Here is a 25419-nt window from a genome sequence, read left to right on the forward strand (position 1 = left end):
GCGTATGAAGGGCAGCCTAAAGACAAAAAAGAATACTTATGTAAAAAAAATAAAAGAAATCCTTGAAGAACTTTTGGGGTATGAAAAGGGCTCTCAAGACTTGGATGGCAGCTTTTTGGAACTTGGTATAAACTCGGTTCTGGCGGTGGAATTAGTTGAAACTTTGAATAGTAAGCTGAAAATTGACTTAGGTATTGAAGTGGTTTTTGACTACCGTAATGTAAATGAGTTAGCTGAACATATTTTAGAGCAGGTTGAAGGTAAAGCGCCAGTAAAGTCTGATAGCAAACAGAAGACAAAAGTTAAAGGTAATAAGAAGTCCGACAGACCAAAAAGTAAACCAATAAGCAGCTTGGATAAAAGCTCCGTACATACTTCTGTTCATGATTTCAGGCATTTAGAATTAAAAGTAAAGGAAGTACTGTCAAAGCTTCTGGAGAATACCGTAAGTTCCAATGACCTGGAGAGAAGTTTTTTGGAATTGGGTATTAATTCAGTTTTGGCGGTAGAGCTTGTGGAAGCTTTAAATGAGAAACTTGGAATTGATTTGGGAATTGAGGTTGTTTTTGATTACAGAGATGCTAAAGAATTAGCAAAATACATTAGCGGAGAGTTTTTTACCAAAAAAACCTTAGAACAGCTTCCAATTAACATTGAGGAAATAAGTGTCTGTGATGAAGTGGATTTAACAGCCCTCAGCAAAGAGGAAATCGAGTTGAAAATTAAAGAGGTAATGTCCCTCTTGTTGAAAAACGATGGGGAATTACTTGATTTGGATAAGAGTTTTGTTGAACTTGGATTGACTTCTGAACTGATTGAAGGAGTCAATGAAAAGCTGGGAATTGATTTAGGGATTGAAAAAGTTTTTGATTACAAGGGAGCAAGTGAACTCGCAGAGTTCATTTTCATACATTACGGGAATGGTTTTAGTATGGATTTGCCTGAAGGAAGTTCAGATGAATATGAGAGTGCTGAATATGAGAATTTGATTGGCGAAGCAGATCAGGTTGATAGTCTCTTTAGAGACATTGGCTGGGAAGGAAGAAATGTGGAAATTGCTATAATAGGCATCTCAGGCAAATTTGCAGAATCCGAAACAATCGAAGAGTTCTGGAAGCATCTGCAAGCTGGCGATGATTGTATTAAAGAAATCAATCGGAGTGGATGGCTAGAAAATGAGTTTTATGACCCTGATTCCACCAAAAAGAATAAATCTATAAGTAAATGGGGTGGATTACTTAGGAATATAGAGAGATTTGAGCCATTATTCTTTAATATATCTCCCCTTGAAGCTGAAAGAATGGATCCACAGCAGCGTCTTTTTTTGGAAGAAGCCTATAAGGCCTTTGAAGACGGAGGGTACTCACCAAAAGAATTGTCAGGGAAGAAAGTAGGAGTTTTTGTAGGAGGCAGGGCTTCAGATTACAGAGATAAGACACTGATGGAAGAAGAAATAAGCACCCAGACATTTTTGGGCAGTGACATGGCAATACTTTCGGCAAGAATATCATATTTTCTAAATTTAAAAGGCCCCAGTCTTTCTGTGGATACTGCATGTTCATCTTCTCTTGTGGCAATTCATTTGGCAAGCGAGAGCATAAGAAGAGGTGAATCTGACATTGCTTTAGCAGGAGGGGTTTTTGTTCTTAGCTCTCCAGAATTTTATGTAATGACATCAAAAACCGCAATGCTTTCACCTGACGGAAAATGCAAAACTTTTGACAATGATGCAAACGGAATTGTCTTGGGTGAAGGAGTTGGGGCTGTTTTATTAAAACGTCTTGATGCGGCCATTGAAGACGGAGATCATATCTACGGAGTAATAAAAGGTTCCGCCATTAACCAGGATGGGAAGACAAAAGGAATTACTGCGCCGAGTATGTTGTCACAGAAAGCTTTATTGCATGAAGCATATGAAAAAGCTTCGATTAATCCTGAGACTATAGGTTACATTGAAGCTCATGGTACAGGAACAAAACTTGGTGATCCCATAGAGGTTAAAGCTTTAACTGAGGCCTTCAGTATGTTTACAGATAAGAAACGGTTTTGTGCAATTGGCTCTCACAAGCCTAACTTCGGACATTCCATAATGTCGGCAGGAATTGGTGGGGTCTTTAAGATTCTCATGGCTATGAAATATGGTCAAATTCCTCCTACCATTAATGTTAAGGAAGTAAACAGGCATATTGATTTTGAAAGAAGTCCATTTTTTATTAATACCGAACTAATGGAATGGAAGCGCAAAGACGGTATACCTAGAAGAGCAGGGGTAAGTTCTTTTGGATTTAGCGGTACCAATTGTCATGTAATTATAGAAGAGCCTCCGCTTCAGAAGAATACGGAAACTGAGCCAGCTAAACCATTTTACCTATTTCCGCTATCTGCAATGACAAAGGAAGCACTGGACCAGAAACTAGAAGATATGGCTCTATGGATTGAGCGTGAGGGAGAAAACTTTCCGATTCAGGATATTTCTTATACCTTGTTTAAGGGAAGAAGTCATTTTTCACAAAGATGTATATTTATTGCAAAAGACCTATCTCAACTAAAACAAAAAATTCAAGAAGTAAAAGAAAAAGGATTGGCAGATGGTTATTTCACAAGTGAAGATGAAAAACTCCATGCTAAAAAGGATTCTCAGGAGGAGTATGGCATAAGGCTTCTTGAAGATATATCAGAGACTGGAACTATAAGTCGGGATGTTTTTAAGGAAAAGCTTGAGAGTTTGGCGAAGATTTATATAAATGGATATGACCTGGACTGGGAGGTTATGTTCGAGAAAGGCAAATACCACAGGGTTCCTTTACCTACATATCCATTTATGGGAGAGAACTATTGGGTTCCGGGTGCTTGGAAGCATGACTGTTACGAATATACTACCTCTCCTGAATACTTACACCCGCTGCTTCAGGTTAATACCTCAAATTTACTGGAGCAGAGGTTTACTTCAACTTTTACTGGAAAAGAGTTTTTTCTTGAGGATCATGTGGTAAGAGGCCGAAAGATTATGCCAGGAGTGGCTTGTCTTGAAATGGCTAGGGCTGCGGCTCAAATGGCTGCATCCCCAATAAATATAAATCATGTCAGATTAAAAAACATTGTTTGGGCTCGTCCTATTACTGTTGCGGATAAGCCTGTACAGGTAAACATAAGGCTTTACCCTGAGGAGGGTGAGGAGATTTCTTATGTAATTTTCAGTGAACATGAAGAAGAGAATAAGGATGATGTAATATACGGACAGGGAAGTGTTGTATTTGGCATAGATGACGAAGTACCGTCTGTTGACTTGGAGGTACTAAAAAGCGGTTTCAGCAGGGGTACTTTAACCCGAGAGCAATGTTATAAAGCTTATAGTATTATGGGTATAGATTACGGACCTGGCCACAAGGGCGTAGAAGAAATACGATTAGGAGAAGATAAAGTACTGGCAAGACTTTCGCTGCCAGATTCAGTTTCCAACACACATGGGCAGTTTGTCCTGCATCCCAGCATAATAGATTCAGCTCTGCAGGCGTCATTAGGCCTAAGAATGAAGGATATGGACAAGCTTCCAAAACTGGCGTTGCCTTTTGCACTACAGGAGATTGAAATCACAGACAAATGTGCTCCTGACATGTGGGCCCTTATCAGTTACAGCGAAGGCAGTAAAGCAGGAGACAAGGTTGAGAAACTGGATGTTGATTTAATAGATGATACAGGGAAAATTTGTGTACGACTTAAAGGTTTTTCCACCAGAGTATTAGACATTGATGGGGATATGGTTGAAGAACCTGATAAACACGGGACAGTAATAATGGAGCCATACTGGAAAGAGTTGTCTTCTGTTGGACAGAACACCTCTATTCAGTATATGCGAAATATTGTCATGTTGCTGGAACCGGATGAAAATTCGGTAATGAGTATCAGGGATGGAATTGGTGAAGGGCACTGTATAGTTCTGAAATCCACCCAAGAGGATATCGGAGAACGCTTTAAAACATATGCGACACAGATTTTTGAAGAAATCAGGAATACTATTATAGAAAAGCCGGAGGGCAAGATATTAATACAAGTTGTGCATTTGGGTGAAGGAGATGGACGCGTTTACAGCGGGCTTTCGGGACTTTTGAAAACTGCACGAATAGAGAGCTCAAAAATAGTTGGTCAGCTGATTGAAATAGAATCCTGGAACGAACCGGCGAAGGTTATTGAAATACTTAAGAGCTGCAGTTTTTGTCCTCAGGATATACATCTAAAGTACTTAAAGGGTAAAATGCTGTCTGCAGGCTGGAGAGAAGTTGACAGACTTGAAGAAGTGGAGTCGATTGCTTGGAAAAGCGATGGTGTTTATTTGATTACTGGTGGAGCAGGTAAACTGGGGCTTATATTTGCAAAGGAAATTGCTGAGAAAGCCGACGGTGTTACTTTGATACTCACAGGACGTTCAAGCCTTAATGAAGACAAACAGGAAAAGATTGAAGAAATAAAAGCACTGGGAGCTCGGATAAAGTATAAGAGAGTTGATATGACCGACAAGAGGGAGGTCTTTGATTTAATAAAGGGCATCAAGGAGGAGTTTGGTAGATTGAATGGAATCATCCATGGTGCCGGATTTATTAAAGACAGTCTCATTCATAATAAAACTGTCAGGGAGTATCAGGATGTACTGGCTCCAAAGGTTTTAGGACTGGTTAATACTGATTTGGCAAGCAAGGAGCTGGAGCTTGATTTCATGATACTCTTTTCTTCTGTTGCAGGTGCCTTGGGAAATTTGGGACAGGCTGACTATTCTGCTGCAAATTCTTTTATGGATGCGTTTGCAGAGTACCGAAGTTCTCTCACAGCTTCCGGACAGAGGAGTGGCAAGACACTGTCCGTAAATTGGCCTCTGTGGAAGGACGGGGGAATGCATGTTGATAAAGAGAGTGAAAGTATTCTGAGAAACAGAATGGGTATGGTGCCTATGGAGACATCGGCAGGTCTCAGAAGCTTTTATCGAATTTTGTCGTATACTAGCCACAATTTGATGGCTGTAGAAGGCAATATTAACGAGATTAGGGAAAAATTAATCGACACTTCCTCTGATGTTTCAGCAGAAAAAATTGAGAAAGTCCATGAGGAAGCTTATCATGTGATAGATGTGGATTTGGGTAGCTTACAGGAGAAAGTAGAGGCTGCATTAAAGCTAAATGTGTCAAGAAAGCTTAAAATAAAATTGGAAAATATTGACAGTAATTCTGAATTAAGCAGATACGGATTTGATTCTATTACCCTGTTAGAACTGGCCAACCAACTAAATGAAGAGTTTAAAATTACACTGGCACCAACGATATTTTTTGAACATACAACCATAAAAAAAGTCGCTAAACATTTGATTGATGAATATAAAAGCCAGATGGCAGCACGATTTGATGTGCAGCCAAAGGAAAAGGCTGTTGTTAATACCAATGAAACTGTTGGAGAAGAATTTTCACCGGTTCAAAGGAAAATACCACGGTTTACACGATTTTTTGCACCCATGAGAAAGTCTACAGAAGAAAGCACATATGAACCCATAGCAATTGTAGGCATAAGCGGGGCGTTTCCACAGTCGGAAGATGCCAATCAATTATGGCAAAACATTATTGAGGGAAGGAATTGTATTACAGAGATTCCTGATAGCCGCTGGAATTGGAGAGAGTATTATGGAGACCCCATGAACCAACATAATAAAACAAAAATCAAATGGGGCGGATTTATTGAAGGAGTAGATCAGTTTGATCCACTGTTTTTTGAGATTTCACCAAGAGAAGCAGAACTAATGGACCCTCAGCAGCGACTTTTGCTAACACATGTCTGGAAAGCAATTGAAGATGCGGGTATTGCTCACAGTAAACTGGCAGAGCAGCCGACAGGAGTTTTTGTCAGTGCTGTAGGGCTGAATGAATATTTAGATATTCAGACTTTACCCAAAGATAATCCTATGACTATGACATCCATAGTTCCGTCAATGGTTCCAAACCGTATTTCATATACACTTAATCTCAGTGGTCCTAGCGAATATTTCGAAACGGCATGTTCCTCGGTATTTGTATCGCTGCACCGTGCAGTTCAGTCCCTGCATCATGGAGAATGTAAATATGCCATAGTTGGTTCAGTCAATTTACTTCTTTCCCCGTTGGGATTTGCCGCGTTTGAAGCAATGGGTTTTCTTAGCCATGATGGACAGACAAGACCTTTCCAGGCAAATGCCAATGGTTATGTAAGAAGCGAAGGAGTAGGGGTACTGGTTCTTAGGCCTTTGAAAGATGCTGTGGAAGATAAGGATCACATATATGCAGTAATTAAAGGCACAGGAGTGGCCCACGGTGGAAAGGGAATGTCTATGACTGCTCCCAGTGCTGCAGGTATAAAGGCTGCAATGCTGCAAGCTTACAGAGCATCGAATATTGACCCACGGACAGTATCTTACATAGAAGCACACGGAATTGGTTCACCTCTGGGAGACGGTATTGAGATTAATGCTTTGAAATCAGGGTATCAGGAACTTTCCACCCAGTATCAAAAAAGTAAACAAGATGAGCCGGTATGCTACATAGGTAATATAAATCCATCTATCGGCCATGGAGAAGTGGTTTCTGGGATGGCTGCTTTAATGAAAGTTATCTTTGCAATACGTCATAAGATGATGCCGGGTATACCCAATTTTACAAAACCTCATGAGAATATAATATTGAAAGGAAGCCCATATCAAATACTGAAAGAAAACAGGAAATGGGAAGCATTAAAGGACGAAAGCGGTAGAATTATGCCACGACGTGCAAGTATCAGCAGTTATGGGTTTGGAGGAGTGAATGCCCATATAGTTGTGGAAGAATATATCTCACCTTCTATAGAAAGTGCTCATAGAGCTTTAGAGGTTGGCCCACAGATAATAGTCTTTTCTGCAAAGAACCAGGAAAGAGTAAGGGAAGTTATAAATCAAATGCTAGAGTATGTGCAACATAGAGAGGAACTCCGGCTTGAGGATATTGCATATACCCTTCAGGTAGGCCGTGAGGTAATGGATTCAAGAGTTGCAATGATAGTAAACAACCGGGAAGAATTTATTCACGGTATGAGGGAATATTTGAAGGCTGTAGAAGAAAACCGGGATATTGAGGCTCAGGTAACTATTTATACAGGAAACTTGAATGAAGATCAATCGGAAATCAGAAGTCTTTTGTCAGGAAAACTTGAAGAGGTCTTACTTGACGTGTTACTAGGTGAAAGTAATTTGGAGAAACTGGCTCTTTATTGGGTTAAAGGAGGGAATATTCCATGGAAATCTCTCCATAAAGGATATGAACCCCAAAGAATTTCTCTGCCAACTTATCCTTTTGAAAAGCAGAGTTACTGGATTCATTCTGCCAAGCAGCAACAAGTATCAATTAATGAAGAATTGCCTGCTGGAAGCTATGGAGCAAAAGAAAAATATTCTGGTAGCTTAAGCAGCCAAATCAGGGATAGAATAGGCGGTCTTATAGGCATACCACCTGAAGACTTGCCTGCTAAAAAGCCTCTCAACAGCCTTGGCTTTAGTTCAATGCAGTCAGTAACACTGAAGTTTTTACTAGAACAGGATTTTGGTACAGAGATTCCTATTTCTACTTTAAGTGAACAGAACACCATTGAGCAAATGGAAAAAAGCCTTGCAGAATTAGTAGACAATACTGCTTTTGATGCTCGCACAAACAATACAAGTAAGGATGACTTAAATTCTGGAAATACCCTTACAAAAATACTCCCTGATACGGCAGGGCGATATGAAGTCTTTCCCATCAACGATATTCAGGAATCCTTCCTTACAGGACGCAAACTACGTTTTGGAGGCGACTGGACAGGATGTCATATCTACTTTGAAATAGAAAGGGATAACCTGGACATTTACCGTTTGAACAAAGCATGGGAACGACTTATGGAGCGTCATGATATGCTGCGTGCTGTTATTTTACCTAATGGAAATCAAAAAGTCTTGGAGAAAACGCCTGTCTACAGGTTTAAAACTGCTGACTTGAGATGGAAAAACCAAATTGAAATTAAGGAATATATCCAAAAAGTAAGAGAAAAAATGTCTCATAAGGTATATGAGAGTGACAAATGGCCTCTTTATGAAATTAGGATTAGTCTATGCCCTGAAAATAAGTATATTATACATTTTAGCATTGATGAGTTAATCATAGACGCTAGTGGAATATACCTTCTTCTTAAGGAATGGCAAATGCTTTATGAGAATCCTAGCCTTGAATTACCATCTCTTGAAATATCTTTTAGAGATTACATAATTGCAACCAGGAAGTTTGAAAAATCAGAGCGTTATAGCAGAGACCTGGAGTACTGGATGAAAAGGCTGGAAAACATACCTGACGGACCAAAGTTCATCACAGGCCCTAATAAGGACAGAGAATTCAGTAATAACGATTATTATCGTATAAGGCTCAATGGAATCTTGGAGAAAGAACGATGGAGTCATCTTAAAATGAGAGCAGAGGAGTTGAAGGTATCTCCTACTGCTGTGCTCCTGAGTATATTTTCTGAGTTCATACGGATTTGGAGCGGACAGGAAGAATTTTCACTTGTTTTGACTTTATTTAACCGACTCCCGCTGCACCCGCAAATAGACCAGATTATTGGCCCATTTATTTCAACAAACATTTTTACTGTTGAAAAAAGAGGGGAACGAAGCTTTGAAGAAATCATTTCATATAATCAGGAGCTTTTGTGGAATGACCTGGATCACAGCAGTGTCAGTGGAATCAGCGTTTTAAGAGAACTAAAATCAAAGGGTAAAACTTCGAAGGACACAATACTGCCTGTAGTATTCACATCATTGGTAAACAGCTTTAATAACAATACTGACCAAGGCAGAGAAGATTTTTTTAAACAAATATCGTATATGGTGACTCAGACCCCGCAAGTTTATTTAGACCATCAGGTGCTGGAGCAGGATGGTATGTTGAAGTTTAGTTGGGATGCGGCTGAAGGTATTATAGGAAAAGAAAAATTGAGGGAGATGTTCTCTGCATACTGCCAGTTCTTAGATTTAGTTTCGACTAAGACAGAACAATGGGATATAGCTGCTATAGCCAAAGGGATTACTAGTAGCTCACCTGAGCAAAAGCCGCTCTTAAAAGCTCTTCAAGGAAATAAGGAAAATTATTTACCGGAGGGCCCCAAGCTAAAAATTTCGGCAGAAGACAAGTATAACCCGTTTCCCTTAACAGACCTACAGCAGGCATATATTTTCAGCAGAAGCAAGCTGATGTCCGGGAACGGCGGTAATTGCCAGTACTATCAAGAGATATCGGCAGAAAATCTAGATATTCAACGCTTGGAAAATGCATTTAATAAATTAATAAAAACCCATGAAATGTTAACTGCCGTATTAAAGCCCGAAGGTGCACAAAAAATTCTGGAAGAAGTTCCGAATTATAAAATCAGTGTCACTGACTTAAGGGGAAGAAACACTGTGAAAGCAAAGCGTGAGCTGGAAATGATAAAACGCCGTATGCTTGAGAATGTGTTTGAACTTGAACGGTGGCCCTATTTTGACCTGTGTGTATCCATTGTAGATAATATAGAATCAAGAATTCATTTTGCCATTGATATGCTAATTGCTGATGGAAACAGCATTCAGCTTTTAATGAAGCAGCTCTTTTATTTGTACGAGCATCCAGATGAGCAGCTTAAAAAACCTGTGTTCTCATATCGAGATTATATTATATCCCTTAGAGAATACAGGAGTACAGAAGGATATCAATTAAGCAAACAATACTGGGAGGACAAATTCTCAAAAATGCCGTCAGGGCCTCAGCTTCCCGTAATTGATGGAAGCGAACATTTGGTTTCTAGTGGGCATGAGCAGTATGCAGGAGTCCTGGAAAAGTGGGGAGTTTTCAAAGAGATAGCAAATAAACTGTCTGTTTCTCCGAGCTCTATTTTACTTACAGCTTACTCTGAGGTTTTTTCAGCATGGCTTAAGTCAAAACCATTTTCTATTGCGGTTCCGTGTTGGGAACGTCTTGAACTTCATGAGGATATATACCAGCTGGTTGGTGATTTTACTGCTATGAGTTGGGTTGCCAATGATGGAAAGAAGAGAACATTCAGTGAAAAAGTGAAATTGAATGACCGGATTATAAAAGAGGATCTGTCCCACAAGGCTGTAAGCGGTTTGAAAGCTATAAGGAAAGCTGCCATAAAAAAGGCAAATGGTGGTGGACTTGCATTCCCTGTAGTTTTCAGCAGTTTGACGGAAGAAACATACCAGGGTGGCAGCGGTTTTAAAAAACTTGAGCCAATTACCAAAACACCTCAAGTTTACATTGATACAATAAGCGAGGTACGTGGAGAACAGCTTCATTTCTTCTGGAATGTGGCAAAGGGTATATATCCGGAAGGTATGATAGAAGAATTGTTTGCCGGGTATGAGAGATTGCTGAAGAGCCTGGCAGAAAAGCCTGAAAACTGGGACGTTATGGATTTCAACAGTTTGATTAGGCCACAGCCGGAGAAATACGGACATTCCGGACAAGCTATAGGAAGGGTGATGTGAATATGACGGATAAGCAATTTTTACTGAGAGATAATGATCATAAACGCCTTTTGGAATGGAATAAAACATTCAGAGAATATCCATTACACAAATGTCTGCATGAATTTATAGAAGAACAGGTGCGCAAAAGCCCGGATAATCCAGCTGTACGTTTTGACGGAGAACAGCTCAGCTATTTAGAATTTAACAACCGTGCCAACCGATGTGCACGTTATTTAAGAAGTCTTGGAATAGGGCCTGACAGTATTGTTGGGGTAATAATGGAAAGATCATTAGAACTTCCGATAGCTCTTACTGCAATTCTAAAGGCAGGTGGTGCCTATTTGCCTCTGGACCCAGGTTATCCTGAGGAGCGAATTAGGTTTATGTTGGAGGATGCAGGAGTTTCGGTTATTCTAACACAGGAGAAATTTGGCTCCATTGTAGGAGATTTTGAGGGGACAAAATTCTATATGGACAGCCAGTGGAAATATATTTCGGGAGAACAGGGAAATGATTTGGATAATCTGGCTTCTTCTGAAAGCCTGGCATATATTATATACACCTCTGGCTCCACAGGCAAACCTAAAGGGTGTATGCTACCGCATAGAGCCATTGTTAACAGGCTGTTATGGATGCAGGAAAAATATTGCCTTACGGAGAGTGATAGGGTTTTACAGAAAACTCCTTTTACATTTGATGTTTCGGTTTGGGAATTCTTTTGGCCACTGCTTTCGGGAGCTTGCCTTGTATTAGCCAAACCAGGAGGTCATAAAGACAGTAATTATCTTGTTGAAGCAATAAGAAATGAAGGGATTACCACATGTCATTTTGTGCCTTCCATGCTCAGGTTTTTTACCGGCAATCCCAATGTGGGTAAATGCAATACTTTAAGACAGGTTTTTACCAGTGGAGAGGCTTTGACTTATGATTTAATGAAAGAGTTCAAAGGAAACCTGGGTGCAGAGCTGCATAACCTTTATGGACCTACCGAAGCTGCGGTGGATGTAACTTATTGGAGGTGCCAGGAACGAGAGGATAAGAAGGTTCCCATTGGTCGGCCAATTTTCAATATACAGACGTACATACTTGACGATAATCTAAATCAGGTTTCTATTGGTGAAGAAGGGGAATTGCACATTGGAGGAATAGGTTTGGCCAAGGGGTATCTTAATCGCCCTGATTTAACAGCGGAAAAGTTCATTGACAACCCTTTTAGTACTGAGCCGGGAGCGAAGCTTTATAAGACAGGAGACAAATGCAGGTTTTTGCCTGACGGAAATATAGAGTTTCTGGGACGTATGGACTTCCAAGTTAAGCTGCGTGGAAACCGCATTGAACTGGGAGAAATAGAAGAGACACTACGAGCCTATGACGACATACAGGAAGCTGTTGTCCTTGTGAAGGATCAGGAAAGTCTGGATCCCAAGCTTGTAGCATACATTGTTAAAGATGGTGAGTTTCCCACTTCTAAACAACTGCGAGAATTTATAAAAGGCAGGTTGCCTGATTATATGGTGCCAAATATTTTCGTTCCAATTGCTTCAATGCCTGTTACACAACATGGTAAGCTGGATCGTAAGGCTTTACCGTGGCCCATAAAAGATACATCTACGGAGCTCCAAAAGACTACCGGAGTTAAGAAGGAGCTGAATATCAATGAAGATGTATCAGAGTTTTTGTTGGATTTCATGGTAAACGCCCTTGAAAATAGAGAGATTAAAGAGGACAGCGATCTCTTCGATTTTGGAGCTACATCTTTAACTATGGCACAGTTGGTAGAAAAAATCCAAAATCAATATGGTATACAGGTTCCTGTCGATGTGTTTCTAGATGAGCCTACTATTAAGGCTGTTTCTAATTATGTAAACAGTAAAGTTAAGGAGCAAAGCATAGCGACGGGAAGCCTTGATGTAGATGTCCGTGTCGACGAAAAAGTTGAAACTCCAGAACAACAGCCCTATATGGAAAAAGTAGATATTAATGATAAAGGAGAAATCAAACTTGATGTCGTACGCTATTTGATGGGCTTTTTCTCAAAGATTTCAGGTTTAGAAAGAATTGAAGCCGGTGACGACCTTTTTGATATAGGCGCAACATCTTTAACTATGGCCCAAATGGTTGAAGTAATTCAAAAAACATATAATGTCACTGTTCCTATAGATGTTATTTTGGAAGACCCCAGTATCAATGCTATTGCAGCTTATGTGGCTGAAAAGGCGAAGTTTTCGGAATTTAAAAGTGAGGTAAAGAAACAGCCTGTTGAGAAAAATATAGAGTTGGTTAAAGAGCCCACGGAAAGTATCAGGGATAGTCAAAAAATTATTAGGCTTAATAAGGCTATATTTAAGGAATCTGCTTATCAAAAAGGTAGGTTTAAGAGGAATTATGTTAAAAAGTTAATACCTTTCGGTTCGTTCAGCAGTTTTCTGTCACTTCTTAGTCGTGAAACAATTGACGGAGAGTCTAAATACCTGCATCCTACTGCAGGAGGGCTCAATGCTGTTCAGACATATATTTATATAAAAGAGAATTCAATAGAGGGATTTGAAAGAGGTATTTACTATTATCATCCTGAGAAACATGTATTGTATCTTATACATAATGATCCTGAAATTGAAGAGGATATATTCTTTGAGTATGACCGTCCTTTTTTCCATAACGCAGGATTTGTACTGTTTTTTATAGCTCAGCTTGATGCAATTACACCAGTATACCAGGGAGTAAGTCCAAGCTTGGTGACTATAGATGCAGGATATATGGGACAATTGCTTCTCAGCAGGCAAAGTGAATTCGGAATGGGAGTGTGTCCTGTTGTGGGAGTGGATTTTGAAAGAATAGCTTCCTATTTTAAGTTGGACAAGGGTCATAGATTCATTCATTGTATGCTGGGTGGTACTGCCGGAAATCATTCTTTGCAGGATGGAGACAAAAATGAAAAAGGACTTTTAGAATATATTCAGAAAACCGGGAAAAACATTACCAATCATTTAAAGAATTATACTGGGGATAGGACATTTGCCGCATTTTTGGATTTTGACTGGAAAAATAATTTAAAGAATATGAAGTATTTAAACAAAGAAGAACATGACAATTTCCATTCTCAGCACCTTAACATCAGGAAGTTTTCAGAAAATGAGAAGAGTATACCTTTGGAAAAGTACAGCTTTAAAAGAAGTGATTATACCCTTCGCTCATGCAGAAGAGAGTATCTTGGAGAAAGCATTTCTTTTGAAAAGTTTAGTAAATTCATGAATCTTCTGAGCCATGAGAAAAAGGATGGCATGGACTATTCACTGTATCCTTCAGTTTCAGGGATATATGGTATCCATATATATGTATATATCAGGGATAAAGGAGTTGAAGGTCTAGATGAAGGTATTTATTACTATAATCCTCGGAAACATGAGTTAGTCCTTGTGACATCAACATTGACAAAGAAAATAAAACCAAGTTATACACCTTTTAACAGAAAGCAATACCAGCAGTCTGCTTTCTGCCTATACCTAATAAGTAAACCGGATGATATTAAGCATCTATACAATGATGACAGTTTGTATTTAAGTCTTCTGGAAGCAGGGTATTTGGGGCAGCTCCTTATGGATAAGCAGGCAGAGTTTGATATAGGAGTATGCCCAATAGGTGGTTTGGACTTCGAGCGAATACGCCCAGATTTCAAGCTTGATGAAGGCTATAAACTACTTCACAGCTTTACTTGTGGAGGCTTTGTACAGGAAATCCCGGAGGATAGAGAATTCCTTGAAGAGGGTAAAGGAAATACAATAGATGCTGATTTACGTAAGGAAAAGCCTTCCATAAAGAGAGTACCGATGCAGTATGATTTGGCTATTGTAGGAATCAGTGGTAGATATCCAGGGGCACGCAATATGGACGAGTTTTGGGATATTCTAAAGGAAGGCAAAAGTAGTATAAGTGATATTCCTGAGGAAAGAAAGAAATTATTCAAGGTATTTGGGGATGGGGCTGAAAGAGAAAAAAGCCGGGGAGGTTATCTAGAGGATATAGATAGCTTTGACAGTCTGCTATTTAATATTTCACCTTCGGAGGCCCGTATTACGGACCCACAGGAACGCCTCTTCTTGGAAATTGCATGGGAATGTCTGGAAAATGCAGGCTATACTGCTGAGAATCTTTTGAAAACTTCCGGCAGAATAGGTGTATTTGTTGGAGCCATGTGGAACGATTACCAGAACCAGAGTTCAAATTTAAGGAGTAATGCACGGGAAGTTAAGACAACAGCTTTCCACTCATCTGTTGCCAACAGAGTGTCATATTTCTTCAATTTTACTGGACCAAGTATTGCTGTAAATACTTCTTGTTCCTCAGCTATGACCGCTCTTCATTTTGCATGTGAAAGCATAAAAAGGGGAGAGTGCGATGCGGCTTTGGTAGGTGGAGTCAACCTGTTAACACATACGTATCATGAGGATCTCCTTTTAGGCTTGGACATGTTGTCAAAGGACGGCCAGTGTAGACCGTTTGGCGCTCAGGCTACGGGATGGCTTCCAGGAGAGGGTGTAGGTGCGGTACTCATTAAGCCAGTTGAATATGCAGAAAGAGACAAAGACTATATTCACGGTGTTATAAAAGGAACGTCCATCGGACACAGCGGAAGAAGTGTACGGTTTGGGGCGCCAAACACAGTTGCACAGGAAGAAGACATTAAAAGATTAATTGAAATCTCAGGGGTTTCTGCTGAAACCATAAGCTATATTGAGGCAGCGGCAGCTGGTTCAAGTATTGCCGATGCTTCTGAAATAAATGCCATAAAAAATGTGTTTGAGGGTTGTATAAATCAAGAGACTCCTTTGCTGATAGGTTCTGTTAAAGGTAGTATAGGGCATCTTGAATCAGCTTCGGCAATATCACAATTGGCGAAAGTTCTACTTCAGATGAAGCACCACCAGATTGTGCCTTCAGTTAATTCCAGTCCTGTGAATTCGCTTATACAGCTTCAGGGAAGCGGACTTGAAATTACGGATGTTCTTAGACCTTGGAGTAACCGTAACAGTAAGAATGATGAAGTTAAAACAGAAAAACACATACCATTAAGGGCAATAATAAATGCTTTTGGAGCTACAGGCTCAGGAGGACATATTATCCTTGAGGAATATATACATGAGGAAAACAGGCTGGATACGATAGGAAAAGTGATAATTCCAATATCAGCAGCTTCGGAGAATCAATTGAATCTTCAGGTGTCAAGACTTTATGAATACCTCAAAGGAAGTTCTGACAGAGCTTTGAACTTGGCGGATATCGGATATACGCTCAAGGTAGGGCGTATTGAAATGGATGAAAGACTGGCTATTGTTGCAGAAAATATAGTTGATCTTATAGAAAAGTTGCAGTTGGCTTCAAATGGCCAAACTACCCATGGTGTTTATAGAGGGAAAGCTAACTCCGACAAAGTCTTAAGAGTGAAAGAGGACAAGGAAAACATTCATTCCATTGCAGAGCAGTGGGTTAATGGTGCTGTTGTTGAGTGGAACCTTTTAAAAGAGGGAAAAAGAATACCTTTGCCAACTTATCCATTTGCTAAAGTAAAGCACTGGTATGAAGATTCAGACATAGAACTTTCAGGAGAGAATTGGTCCATGGAAAATAGGAAAAGCAGACCGGAAGACAAGGAAGATATTTCGGAGTATGAGACACATGAGGATAGTACTCTTTTAAATAAAGCGGAAAATTATTTAAAGAAAATATTTTCAGATGCTTCCGAGGTTCCGCTGTCACTGATTAATGTTAAGTCCACCCTTGATAAATATGGCATTAATTCAATAATGATTGCTAAATTGAACAGCCGCCTTGAAAAAGATTTTGGTGAACTTCCTAAAACACTCTTTTTTGAGTACCAGACAATTCATGAACTTGCCGGATACTTTTTAAATACTCATTCTGACAAATTGGCGCTTTTATCGGATGTACCAATATCTGTATCAAAGTCGGTGACATACAGGAGTATCCCAGAGACCACTGAACTGAAGCAAAACGGTTTAAGGTCCTTGACTATTAGGAGTGAGCAGGAAAATAAAGTGGGTGATATTGCCATCATAGGCTTGAGCGGAAGGTATCCAAAAGCAAGGACAATGGAAGAATTTTGGGAGAACCTTAAAAACGGAATTGATTGTATCTCAGAAATACCTGTAGATAGATGGGATTACAAAAAGTTTTTTGATGCAGAAAAACGTACTCCAGGGAAAATTTATTCCAAATGGGGTGGATTTATTGATGATGTAGATAAGTTTGATCCTCTATTCTTCAATATTTCACCCAGAGAAGCTGAAACTATGGATCCTCAGGAAAGGTTGTTCTTAGAAACGGTCTGGAACACTTTTGAGGATTCAGGGTATAACCAGAGTACTTTAAAGAAGGCTTTCAATGGCAATATTGGTGTTTTTGTCGGTGTCATGTATGTAGAATATCAGTTGTGGAATGATTTAAACAAGATAAACAGCGATCGGTTGTCTGTTGTATCAACCTATGGCTCAATAGCTAACAGGGTTTCCTATATATTTGACTTCCATGGCCCCAGTATGGCTGTAGATACACTGTGTTCATCCTCTTTAACGGCTATTCACCTTGCTGTAGAAAGTATCAAACGGGGTGAATGTGAGGCTGCAATAGCAGGCGGAGTAAATTTATCTATACATCCTGCTAAATATATTGTTCACTCCCAGTTATCTATGTCCTCTACAGACGGGCGTTGCAGGAGCTTTGGAGAAGGTGGGGACGGTTTTGTACCGGGAGAAGGCGTTGGTGCTGTTCTGCTAAAGCCGTTACATGATGCAATAAGGGACGGAGACAATATTTATGGTGTAATAAAGGCGACCTCAATTAATCATGGAGGAAAAACCAACGGCTATACTGTCCCAAATCCGACAGCACAAAGTAATTTGATACGGGAGTCATTTAGAAAAGCCGGGATAGACCCCCTTACCATAAGCTATGTGGAGGCTCACGGAACAGGTACATCCCTGGGAGATCCCATTGAAATTACAGCTTTGTCCAAGAGCTTTGGTGAAAATTTAGGTGTAGGCCAATTCTGCTCCATTGGCTCAGTCAAATCAAATATCGGCCATCTTGAAGGAGCGTCAGGTATAGCAGGCCTTACCAAGGTGCTTATGCAGATGAAATATAAAAAACTTGTTCCATCTCTGCATTCAAAAATACCAAACCCAAATATCAACTTTGAGAAAACGCCTTTCTATGTCCAGCAAGAATTGGCTGACTGGAACCAGCCTGTAATTCAAGTTGACGGTGAGAGTAAAACCTATCCACGGAGGGCTACCGTTAGTGCATTTGGGGCAAGCGGGGCCAATGCACATATTGTTATTGAGGAATACAATACTATAGTAGATGATACTGAAGACAAACGTCCCCAGATAATAATATTGTCAGCAAAAGATGGTGACCAACTCAAAAGATATGTAGAAAAGCTTCTTGATGCAGTGGGGAACTTGCAAGCATTATCTTCAAACCTAAAAAGTGTAGCCTATACTCTTCAGGTAGGCCGTGATGCAATGGATGAACGGTTAGCTGTAGTTGTAGGTTCATTTGAAGAACTAGAGGAAAAACTGAAGAGCTTTATAGAAGGCCGGAATAATATACATGGACTTTATTACGGGCAGGCTAAGCGTAATAAAGACTTGTTGACTATTTTCACTGAAGATGAAGATTTACAAAATACAGTAGATTCATGGATTTCTAAAGGTAAGTATGAGAAGTTAGCGGAGCTTTGGGCTAAAGGCTTGAATATTGAATGGGAGAAACTGTACGAGCATAAAAAACCTCTCCGTATCAGTCTGCCTACGTACCCATTTGCAGGAAAACGCTATTGGATAAACAATGATAACCTTGCATCAACTAATTTGGTGCCTGTAGAGCTGCAGCAAGAAAAAGCCTACGTATCGCAGGATAATCAAAGAAACACTTTGAAAGAAGAAGTGAAGGAAAACTTTGAAATAATGACTTTTGAAGAAATATGGGAAGAAAAGGCCCTGTTAAAAACTTCACAAGATAGAATAAAAACTCTGGTATGCTTCCTTTCAGAACAGGAAAACCAGAAGACTGCCCAAGAAGTTATACAGACCATAGACCCAATGACAAAGGTTGTATTTATTTCACAAAGTACAGGCTTTTTGAAACAGTCACAGACGAATTACAGTATATCAAAAGCATACGAGGACTACAAAAAGGCATTTGGTGGCATCCTTGAGGACTTTGATTCATTGGACGGTGTGCTGTACCTTTGGCCGGAAGAAGATTTAACCTGTGTAAAAGATTATTCTGCCATTCTATATACGCTGCAAGCTATATCTTCTTTAAAAATAAAAAATGTAAAAATTATACTGTCTGGACAATTCAAAAATAGTATTGATGACTGCTATATGGAGTCATGGCTTGGCTTTGAGCGTTCATTGGGATTTGCACTGCCCGGTATCAGGCTGGCAAGTGTGTATAGGAATGAAGGAGAGAAGACTAGAGAAATAGGCGACATATTACGTTTACTTTGGAATGAGTTGAATTCTGAGAGTATAGAAAGTGTTCTGTACAAGGAAGGTAAACGGCATGTATACAGGGCTAGGCCTATATCTATGGAGACTGCCGGAAACTCAATACGTGATGAAGGAACCTACCTTATTACAGGAGGATTAGGAAAACTGGGATACTTGTTTGCGGATTACCTGGCGAAAACATACCATGCTAATATCATACTTACAGGAAGAACTCTTTTAAATGAAGAAAAGCAACAGAAAATAAAGGAACTTGAAAAGAAGGGCAGCAGGATTTTTTACATACAAAGTGATGTAAGTGACTTAAAAACTATGAAAGAAGGCTTAAACAGGGCTAGAGAACTTTTCGGAGATATTCATGGGGTTATCCATTTAGCAGGGGTCATAAACAGTAACAATATCGTTGAAAGTACTATTGACAGCTTTAAAAATGTATTGGAACCCAAAATTGAAGGAACTCTTGTTTTGGAGGATTTGCTTAAGGATGAACCACTGGATTTTATCTGCTATTTTTCATCGGCATCTGCAGTCTTAGGTGATTTTGGCTCATGTGATTATGCAGTGGCTAATCGTTTTCAAACAGCTTTTGCCAATTACAGGAGCAACCAGGGCCTTGGAAGGGGTAAAGCGGTAGCAATACAATGGCCGGTGTGGAAAGACGGGGGTATGAGCTTTGAAAGTGAAGAAAATGCGAAAATGTACCTTAAAACCAGCGGACAACATTTCCTGGATTCAAATCAAGGTATTGAGTTGTTTGAAAGGATTCTTGGCACAAATAATACCCAGCCTCTTGTTTTGGTAGGACAACGCAGTCGTATTGAAAAATTTCTGCGGCTTACACAAGTCCAGTCAGAAGCAAATTCGAGTAATCTGCCTTGTGCCCCAGGACTAGGCTTCCGACCTGAAATGAAAGGATTCTCTTTTGAACAGTGCCTGGAATTGGACCTTAAGGAACTGATAACCAAGGTACTAAAAATACCTATGGAGGAACTGGATATAGAAGAGAGCCTTGCTGAATTTGGATTTGACTCCATAAGTCTGACTGAATACGCTAAGCATCTTACAGAGCTTTATAATATTGAAATTACTCCTGCGCTGTTTTATGAGCAGTCAACGATTCAAAAGCTTGTGGAGTACTATTTGACTGAGCATGGCGATGCTGTGAAGAAGTTCTATAAAGAAGGAACATTAAAAGAGAAAACCCCAATCGTAGTTGAAACTGTTGCAAAAGCTGAATCTGCAGTTGATGAAGTTATTAAGGCTGCTAAAGAGGATATTAGGGTTGAAAATACTACCGAAAGTCGTGAGACAGATGAGCCAATTGCCATAATAGGAATGAGCGGGCGGTTTCCTAAGGCCAGAAATATCAATGAAATGTGGGATATTCTTGAGAAAGGCATAGATGCGGTTGAAGAAATACCGCCTGAACGCTTTGATTGGAGAAAATACTTCGGCGATCCCATAAATGAGCCAGATAAAACCAATTGTAAATGGTGTGGCTGTGTACCTGGTGTTAGTGAATTTGATCCGGCGTTTTTTGATATTTCTCCAAGGGAAGCTGTGAGTATGGACCCTAGACAGAGACTTTTACTTCAGGAGGCATGGAAGGCATTAGAAGATGCCGGGTATGGCGAAAAGCATATTAAGAACAGTAAAATAGGGATGTTTGTAGGTGTAGAACAGGGAGACTACCAGTATCTTATAAAAGACACCAGTATAACCTCAAATAACAATGCCGTTCTTGCAGCACGGTTAGCATATTTCCTTGACCTTAAAGGGCCTGTGCTGGCAATAGATACCGCATGTTCCTCAGGACTTGTGGCTGTGCATCAGGCTTGCATGAGCCTGCGGAACCATGAGTGTGATACTGCTGTAGCTGCAGGGGCCACTTTACTGCTTTCTCCACGAACTCTGGTCGGCATGGGACAGGCGGGAATGCTTTCAAATGACGGAAAATGCTATACATTTGACAGGCGTGCCAATGGTATTGTTCCTGGTGAAGCGGTTGCAGCAGTTGTACTAAAGCCGTTGTCCAAGGCTGTGGAAGATGGAGATCCGGTTTATGCCGTTATAAAAGGAAGTGGAATAAACTTTGATGGTAAGACCAATGGGATTACTGCTCCCAACGGAATAGCCCAAACCGAGCTGATAAAATCGGTATACGACCGGTACCATGTGAATCCAGAGGATATTGAGTATATCGTAACCCATGGCACCGGGACCAAATTGGGAGACCCTGTAGAAATCAATGCACTTAATAATGCTTTTAAAGCCTACACTAATAAGCAGGGATACTGTGCTGTTACATCCAACAAAACTAATTTCGGACATGCACTAGGAACCTCAGGGTTAATCAGCTTGATAAGCTTGGTTCAGGCTTTTAATCATGAGACAATTCCTGCAAATATCCATTTTGAGCAGCAAAATGAATATATTAACTGGATGGAAAGTCCTTTCTACGTAAATAAAAAGAGCAAACCTTGGCCTCATATTCCAGGAAAAATCCGTACTGGTGCTGTAAGTGCTTTTGGAATGAGCGGAACTAACGCACATGTTGTTTTGCAGAGCGGCTATGAAAATAGTAACCAAAAAGAAGTTGAAACCTTACCATACTATTTGCTGGTGCTTTCAGCTAAAACCAAGGAGGCACTGAGTGATAAAGTTGAAGATATGGTTCGCGTTCTTGAAAACGGTATTTTCAAGGAAAAGGATTTACACAGTATCAGTTATACTTTGCTTCAAGGACGTCATCATTTCAGTCACCGTTGTGCTGTTGTCGTAAAGAACATAAACGATGCCATAGATGCACTTAAGAAAGTGGCTAAAGGAGAAATGCCATCAAACTTTATTAAAGGTACCGCTGATAAAAAGTTTGCAAGTAAAAAAGCTTCAGAGCATCTTGAAAAGGACATTCCAAATACAATTCAAGAGATGGAAAAAGACATAAACATATATAAGAAAGCTCTTGAAACTGTGGCAGACCTTTATTGTCAGGGTTATTCCATTGACTGGGAAGCACTTTTTGGAAATAAAAGACTTAATAGGCTTCATCTACCTTCATATCCTTTTTCAAAGGAGATTTACTGGGCTCGTGAGATTACATACTCAACTGATAAGCAAGTAGATGAGAATTTGAAGCAGCTTCCGGTACGAGAAGTAAAAGACAGGATTGAAGATGGTGATGAAAAGCCTAAAAACATATCTTTGCGTCCTTTATTACAGAAAACAGACATACAAGAATACCCGGCGGGTATTAAAGAGCAATCTGTGAAATTAAGGCCCTTAGGTCTTACATTGGCAAAGCCTGAAATAAAGGATGATTCCGAACCGCAGGAAAGTACCAAAGGTTCAAGTCATACAGAAGCTTTAATAGTAACTCCGGTGGATTCATTATTAGATGAGCTTCGGGAAAGTCTTGCAAAAGCACTTTATTTAAAGCAGGAAGATGTAGGATTGGACAAGCAATTTATTGATATGGGAATGGATTCTATTATAGGTGTAGAATGGATAAGAGAAATAAATAGAAAATACGGTACCTCTTTGGGAGCTACCAGAGTCTATGACTATCCCACATTACGGGAATTCTCAGTGTTTATGGCTAAAGAGATGGAAAACAAAGGCATGAATTCTAAAGAAAAACAAAAAAATACATCTGCCCCGCAAAAAACAGAGGAAATATCATTACTGGATTCCGTAAAGGCATCCCGAAAAAAGCAACATGAAAAATATCAAACCCATGAAAATACTGATTTTGCCATTTCTGAAAGCTATGTACGGGAGTTGCAAGAAGAACTGAGAATTAGCTTTGCTGAAGCCTTGTATATAAAACCGGAGGAAGTGGAGCTTAACAAGCAGTTCAATGAAATGGGAATGGACTCAATCATAGGAGTGGAATGGATAAGAGCAATCAATAAAAAATACGGTACTTCATTTGGAGCTGCCAGAATTTATGATTACCCTACTATAAACGAATTTAGCAGTTTTATGGCTAAAGAATTGAAAAAAAACGGAGAAGATGAAAATCAAAAGGCTACTTCCTTAAATCCATACTTAAATCTTCGTGAAATGCTTGAGAAGGTTCAAAAGGGTACTTTGAATGCAGAACAGGGGGAGCAAATACTGAACAGTTTGAAGAATTGGGATGAATCCTCCAATGATGACAATGCTCTTTCGAGTTTTTACGAATAAACAATATTTAGTTTGAAAGCGTATAAGATGAGCAAAGATAAAATTCTTGCAATTGAAAAAATATAAATATGATTAAAAGGAGAAAGAATATGGTTCCTGTAGGTATAGAGGCAATGAACTTTTATGGAGGTACGGCGTATCTGGATGTTAACCAGCTGGCTGAGCATCGGCAGCTGGACACTACTAGGTTCAAAAATCTTCTTATGCTGGAAAAGACAGTGGCGCTTCCCTATGAGGACCCTGTCACATATGGTGTAAATGCTGCAAAAAAACTGGTGGATGCTCTCACTGAAAAAGAAAGAGACAGGATAGAATTATTAATCACTTGCACCGAGTCGGGAATAGATTTTGGAAAGTCGGTGAGTTCCTACATTCATCATTATTTGGGTCTTAACAGAAACTGCCGTATGTTTGAAATTAAGCAGGCTTGCTATTCTGGGACTGCTGGATTTTCGATGGCTGTAAACTTTATTTTGTCGCAGGCTTCTCCTGGAGCAAAGGCCCTGGTAATTGCAACTGATATATCACGTTTTTTGGTGGTTGAGGCGGGAGATGTATTGAGCGAAGATTGGTCCTTTGCAGAGCCCAGCGGTGGAGCAGGAGCTGTAGCTCTTCTGGTAAGTGAAAAGCCATATATTTTTCAGGTTGATGAAGGCGCAAATGGATATTATGGATATGAAGTCATGGATACCTGCCGTCCTCTTCCAGACAGTGAGGCTGGAGACGTAGACTTGTCACTGTCGTCATACCTAGATTGCTGCGAAAATGCTTTTTTGGAATACAAAAAGCGGGTCAGCAATGTGGATTACAAAGATACTTTCCAGTATCTGGCATTCCATACTCCCTTTGGAGGTATGGTAAAGGGAGCTCATAGGACTATGATGAGAAAAATGACAAAGGCAAGACCTAATGAGATTGAAGAGGATTTCAACCAACGTGTAATGCCGGGTATCCGCTACTGTCAACGGGTCGGAAATATTATGGGTGCTACCGTGTTTTTATCACTTGCTGGTGTAATAGAACATGGGCAGTTTGACACACCCAAACGTATAGGGTGTTTTTCATACGGCTCAGGCTGCTGCTCCGAGTTTTACAGCGGAGTTACTACCGCCCAGGGACAGAATATGCTAAAAACTATGGATATTGAACGCAGACTGAATGAGCGCTATCAACTATCTATGCGGGAATATGAAGATTTGTTAAGAGGTAGTGGGGCGGTGAAATTCGGAACACGGAACGTTAAACTTGATTACGGATTGATACCGGGAGCGTTTGAAGCATGTCGCGGGAAAGAACTTTTGGTTTTGGATGAAATCAGAGAGTTTCACCGTAAATACAAGTGGCTGACATGAGATGCCATACTATAAAAGTTGAACTTCAAGTATTACATACAATTCGGAGGTAAAAAATGGCGCAATGTGTAGTTGACATGCAGGAAATTGAACCCGGCATCATACTGTTGACAATGCAGGACAGATTGAATAAGAACACTTTTTCGGAAGAATTAATGTTTGGTTTAGTCCAAGCATTTGAAAAAATCAGAGAAAATTTGACCTGCAAAGTGGTAATCTTGACGGGATATGATAGCTATTTTGCCTCAGGAGGAACCCAGGACAGTCTGATAGGCATATATGAAGGTAAATTGAAGTTTACAGACGGGAATATTTACAGTCTTGCATTGGACTGCAGGGTTCCGGTGATTTCTGCAATGCAGGGTCACGGTATTGGAGGAGGTTTTGTTATGGGGATATATTCAGATTTCATAATTCTGAGCAGGGAAAGTGTTTATACTGCTAACTTTATGAAATATGGATTTACACCTGGAATGGGTGCCACATATATATTGCAAAAGAAATTAGGGTTTTCTTTGGCAGAAGAGTTGCTTCTGAATGGAGGAACTTACCGTGGGGCAGAACTGGAAAAACGTGGCGTGCCTTTTGCGGTTTTACCCCGGGAAGAAGTATTGGAGTATGCAATTCAACTAGCCCGGGAAGTAGCTGAAAAGCCAAGGGTTTCATTGATAACTCTAAAAGACCATCTGGTGGCACAAATAAGGGAAGAGCTTCCTACTATCATAAAGCAAGAGCTTGAAATGCATGAGAAAACATTTCACCAACCAGAGGTTAAAGATAGAATCATGACTTTGTTCGGTAAGTAGAAAGT

General features: G+C 40.0%; 4 protein-coding genes. All 4 read left to right on the forward strand.

From position 1 onward, the window contains the following. Positions 1-4 precede the first annotated feature (4 nt). Positions 5-10552 carry an SDR family NAD(P)-dependent oxidoreductase gene (locus tag K412_RS21515; RefSeq protein WP_024834391.1) on the forward strand — a complete coding sequence of 3516 codons (10548 nt, stop codon included), beginning with the start codon at positions 5-7 and terminating at the stop codon, positions 10550-10552. A gap of 2 nt (positions 10553-10554) precedes the next feature. Further along, a complete protein-coding gene (locus K412_RS22240; RefSeq protein ID WP_034848323.1) occupies positions 10555-23256 on the forward strand; it encodes an amino acid adenylation domain-containing protein in 12702 nt (4233 codons plus the stop codon). A gap of 89 nt (positions 23257-23345) precedes the next feature. Continuing rightward, positions 23346-24608 (forward strand): hydroxymethylglutaryl-CoA synthase family protein, encoded by a 1263-nt coding sequence (locus K412_RS0118105; RefSeq protein ID WP_024834393.1) that lies wholly within the window; start codon positions 23346-23348, stop codon positions 24606-24608. Between the two features lie 56 nt (positions 24609-24664). Further along, positions 24665-25414 carry a polyketide synthase gene (locus K412_RS0118110; protein WP_024834394.1) on the forward strand — a complete coding sequence of 250 codons (750 nt, stop codon included), beginning with the start codon at positions 24665-24667 and terminating at the stop codon, positions 25412-25414. The last annotated feature ends 5 nt before the right edge of the window (positions 25415-25419 follow it).

The sequence above is a fragment of the Ruminiclostridium josui JCM 17888 genome (genome assembly GCF_000526495.1).
GTDB classification, from domain to species: domain Bacteria; phylum Bacillota; class Clostridia; order Acetivibrionales; family DSM-1351; genus Ruminiclostridium; species Ruminiclostridium josui.

What these genes read in the sequence shown, in the direction of transcription:
- K412_RS21515 (WP_024834391.1), top strand. Translation starts at nt 5, where the DNA reads ATGAAGGGCAGCCTAAAGACAAAAAAGAATACTTATGTAAAAAAAATA.
- K412_RS22240 (WP_034848323.1), top strand. Translation starts at nt 10,555, where the DNA reads ATGACGGATAAGCAATTTTTACTGAGAGATAATGATCATAAACGCCTT.
- K412_RS0118105 (WP_024834393.1), top strand. Translation starts at nt 23,346, where the DNA reads ATGGTTCCTGTAGGTATAGAGGCAATGAACTTTTATGGAGGTACGGCG.
- K412_RS0118110 (WP_024834394.1), top strand. Translation starts at nt 24,665, where the DNA reads ATGGCGCAATGTGTAGTTGACATGCAGGAAATTGAACCCGGCATCATA.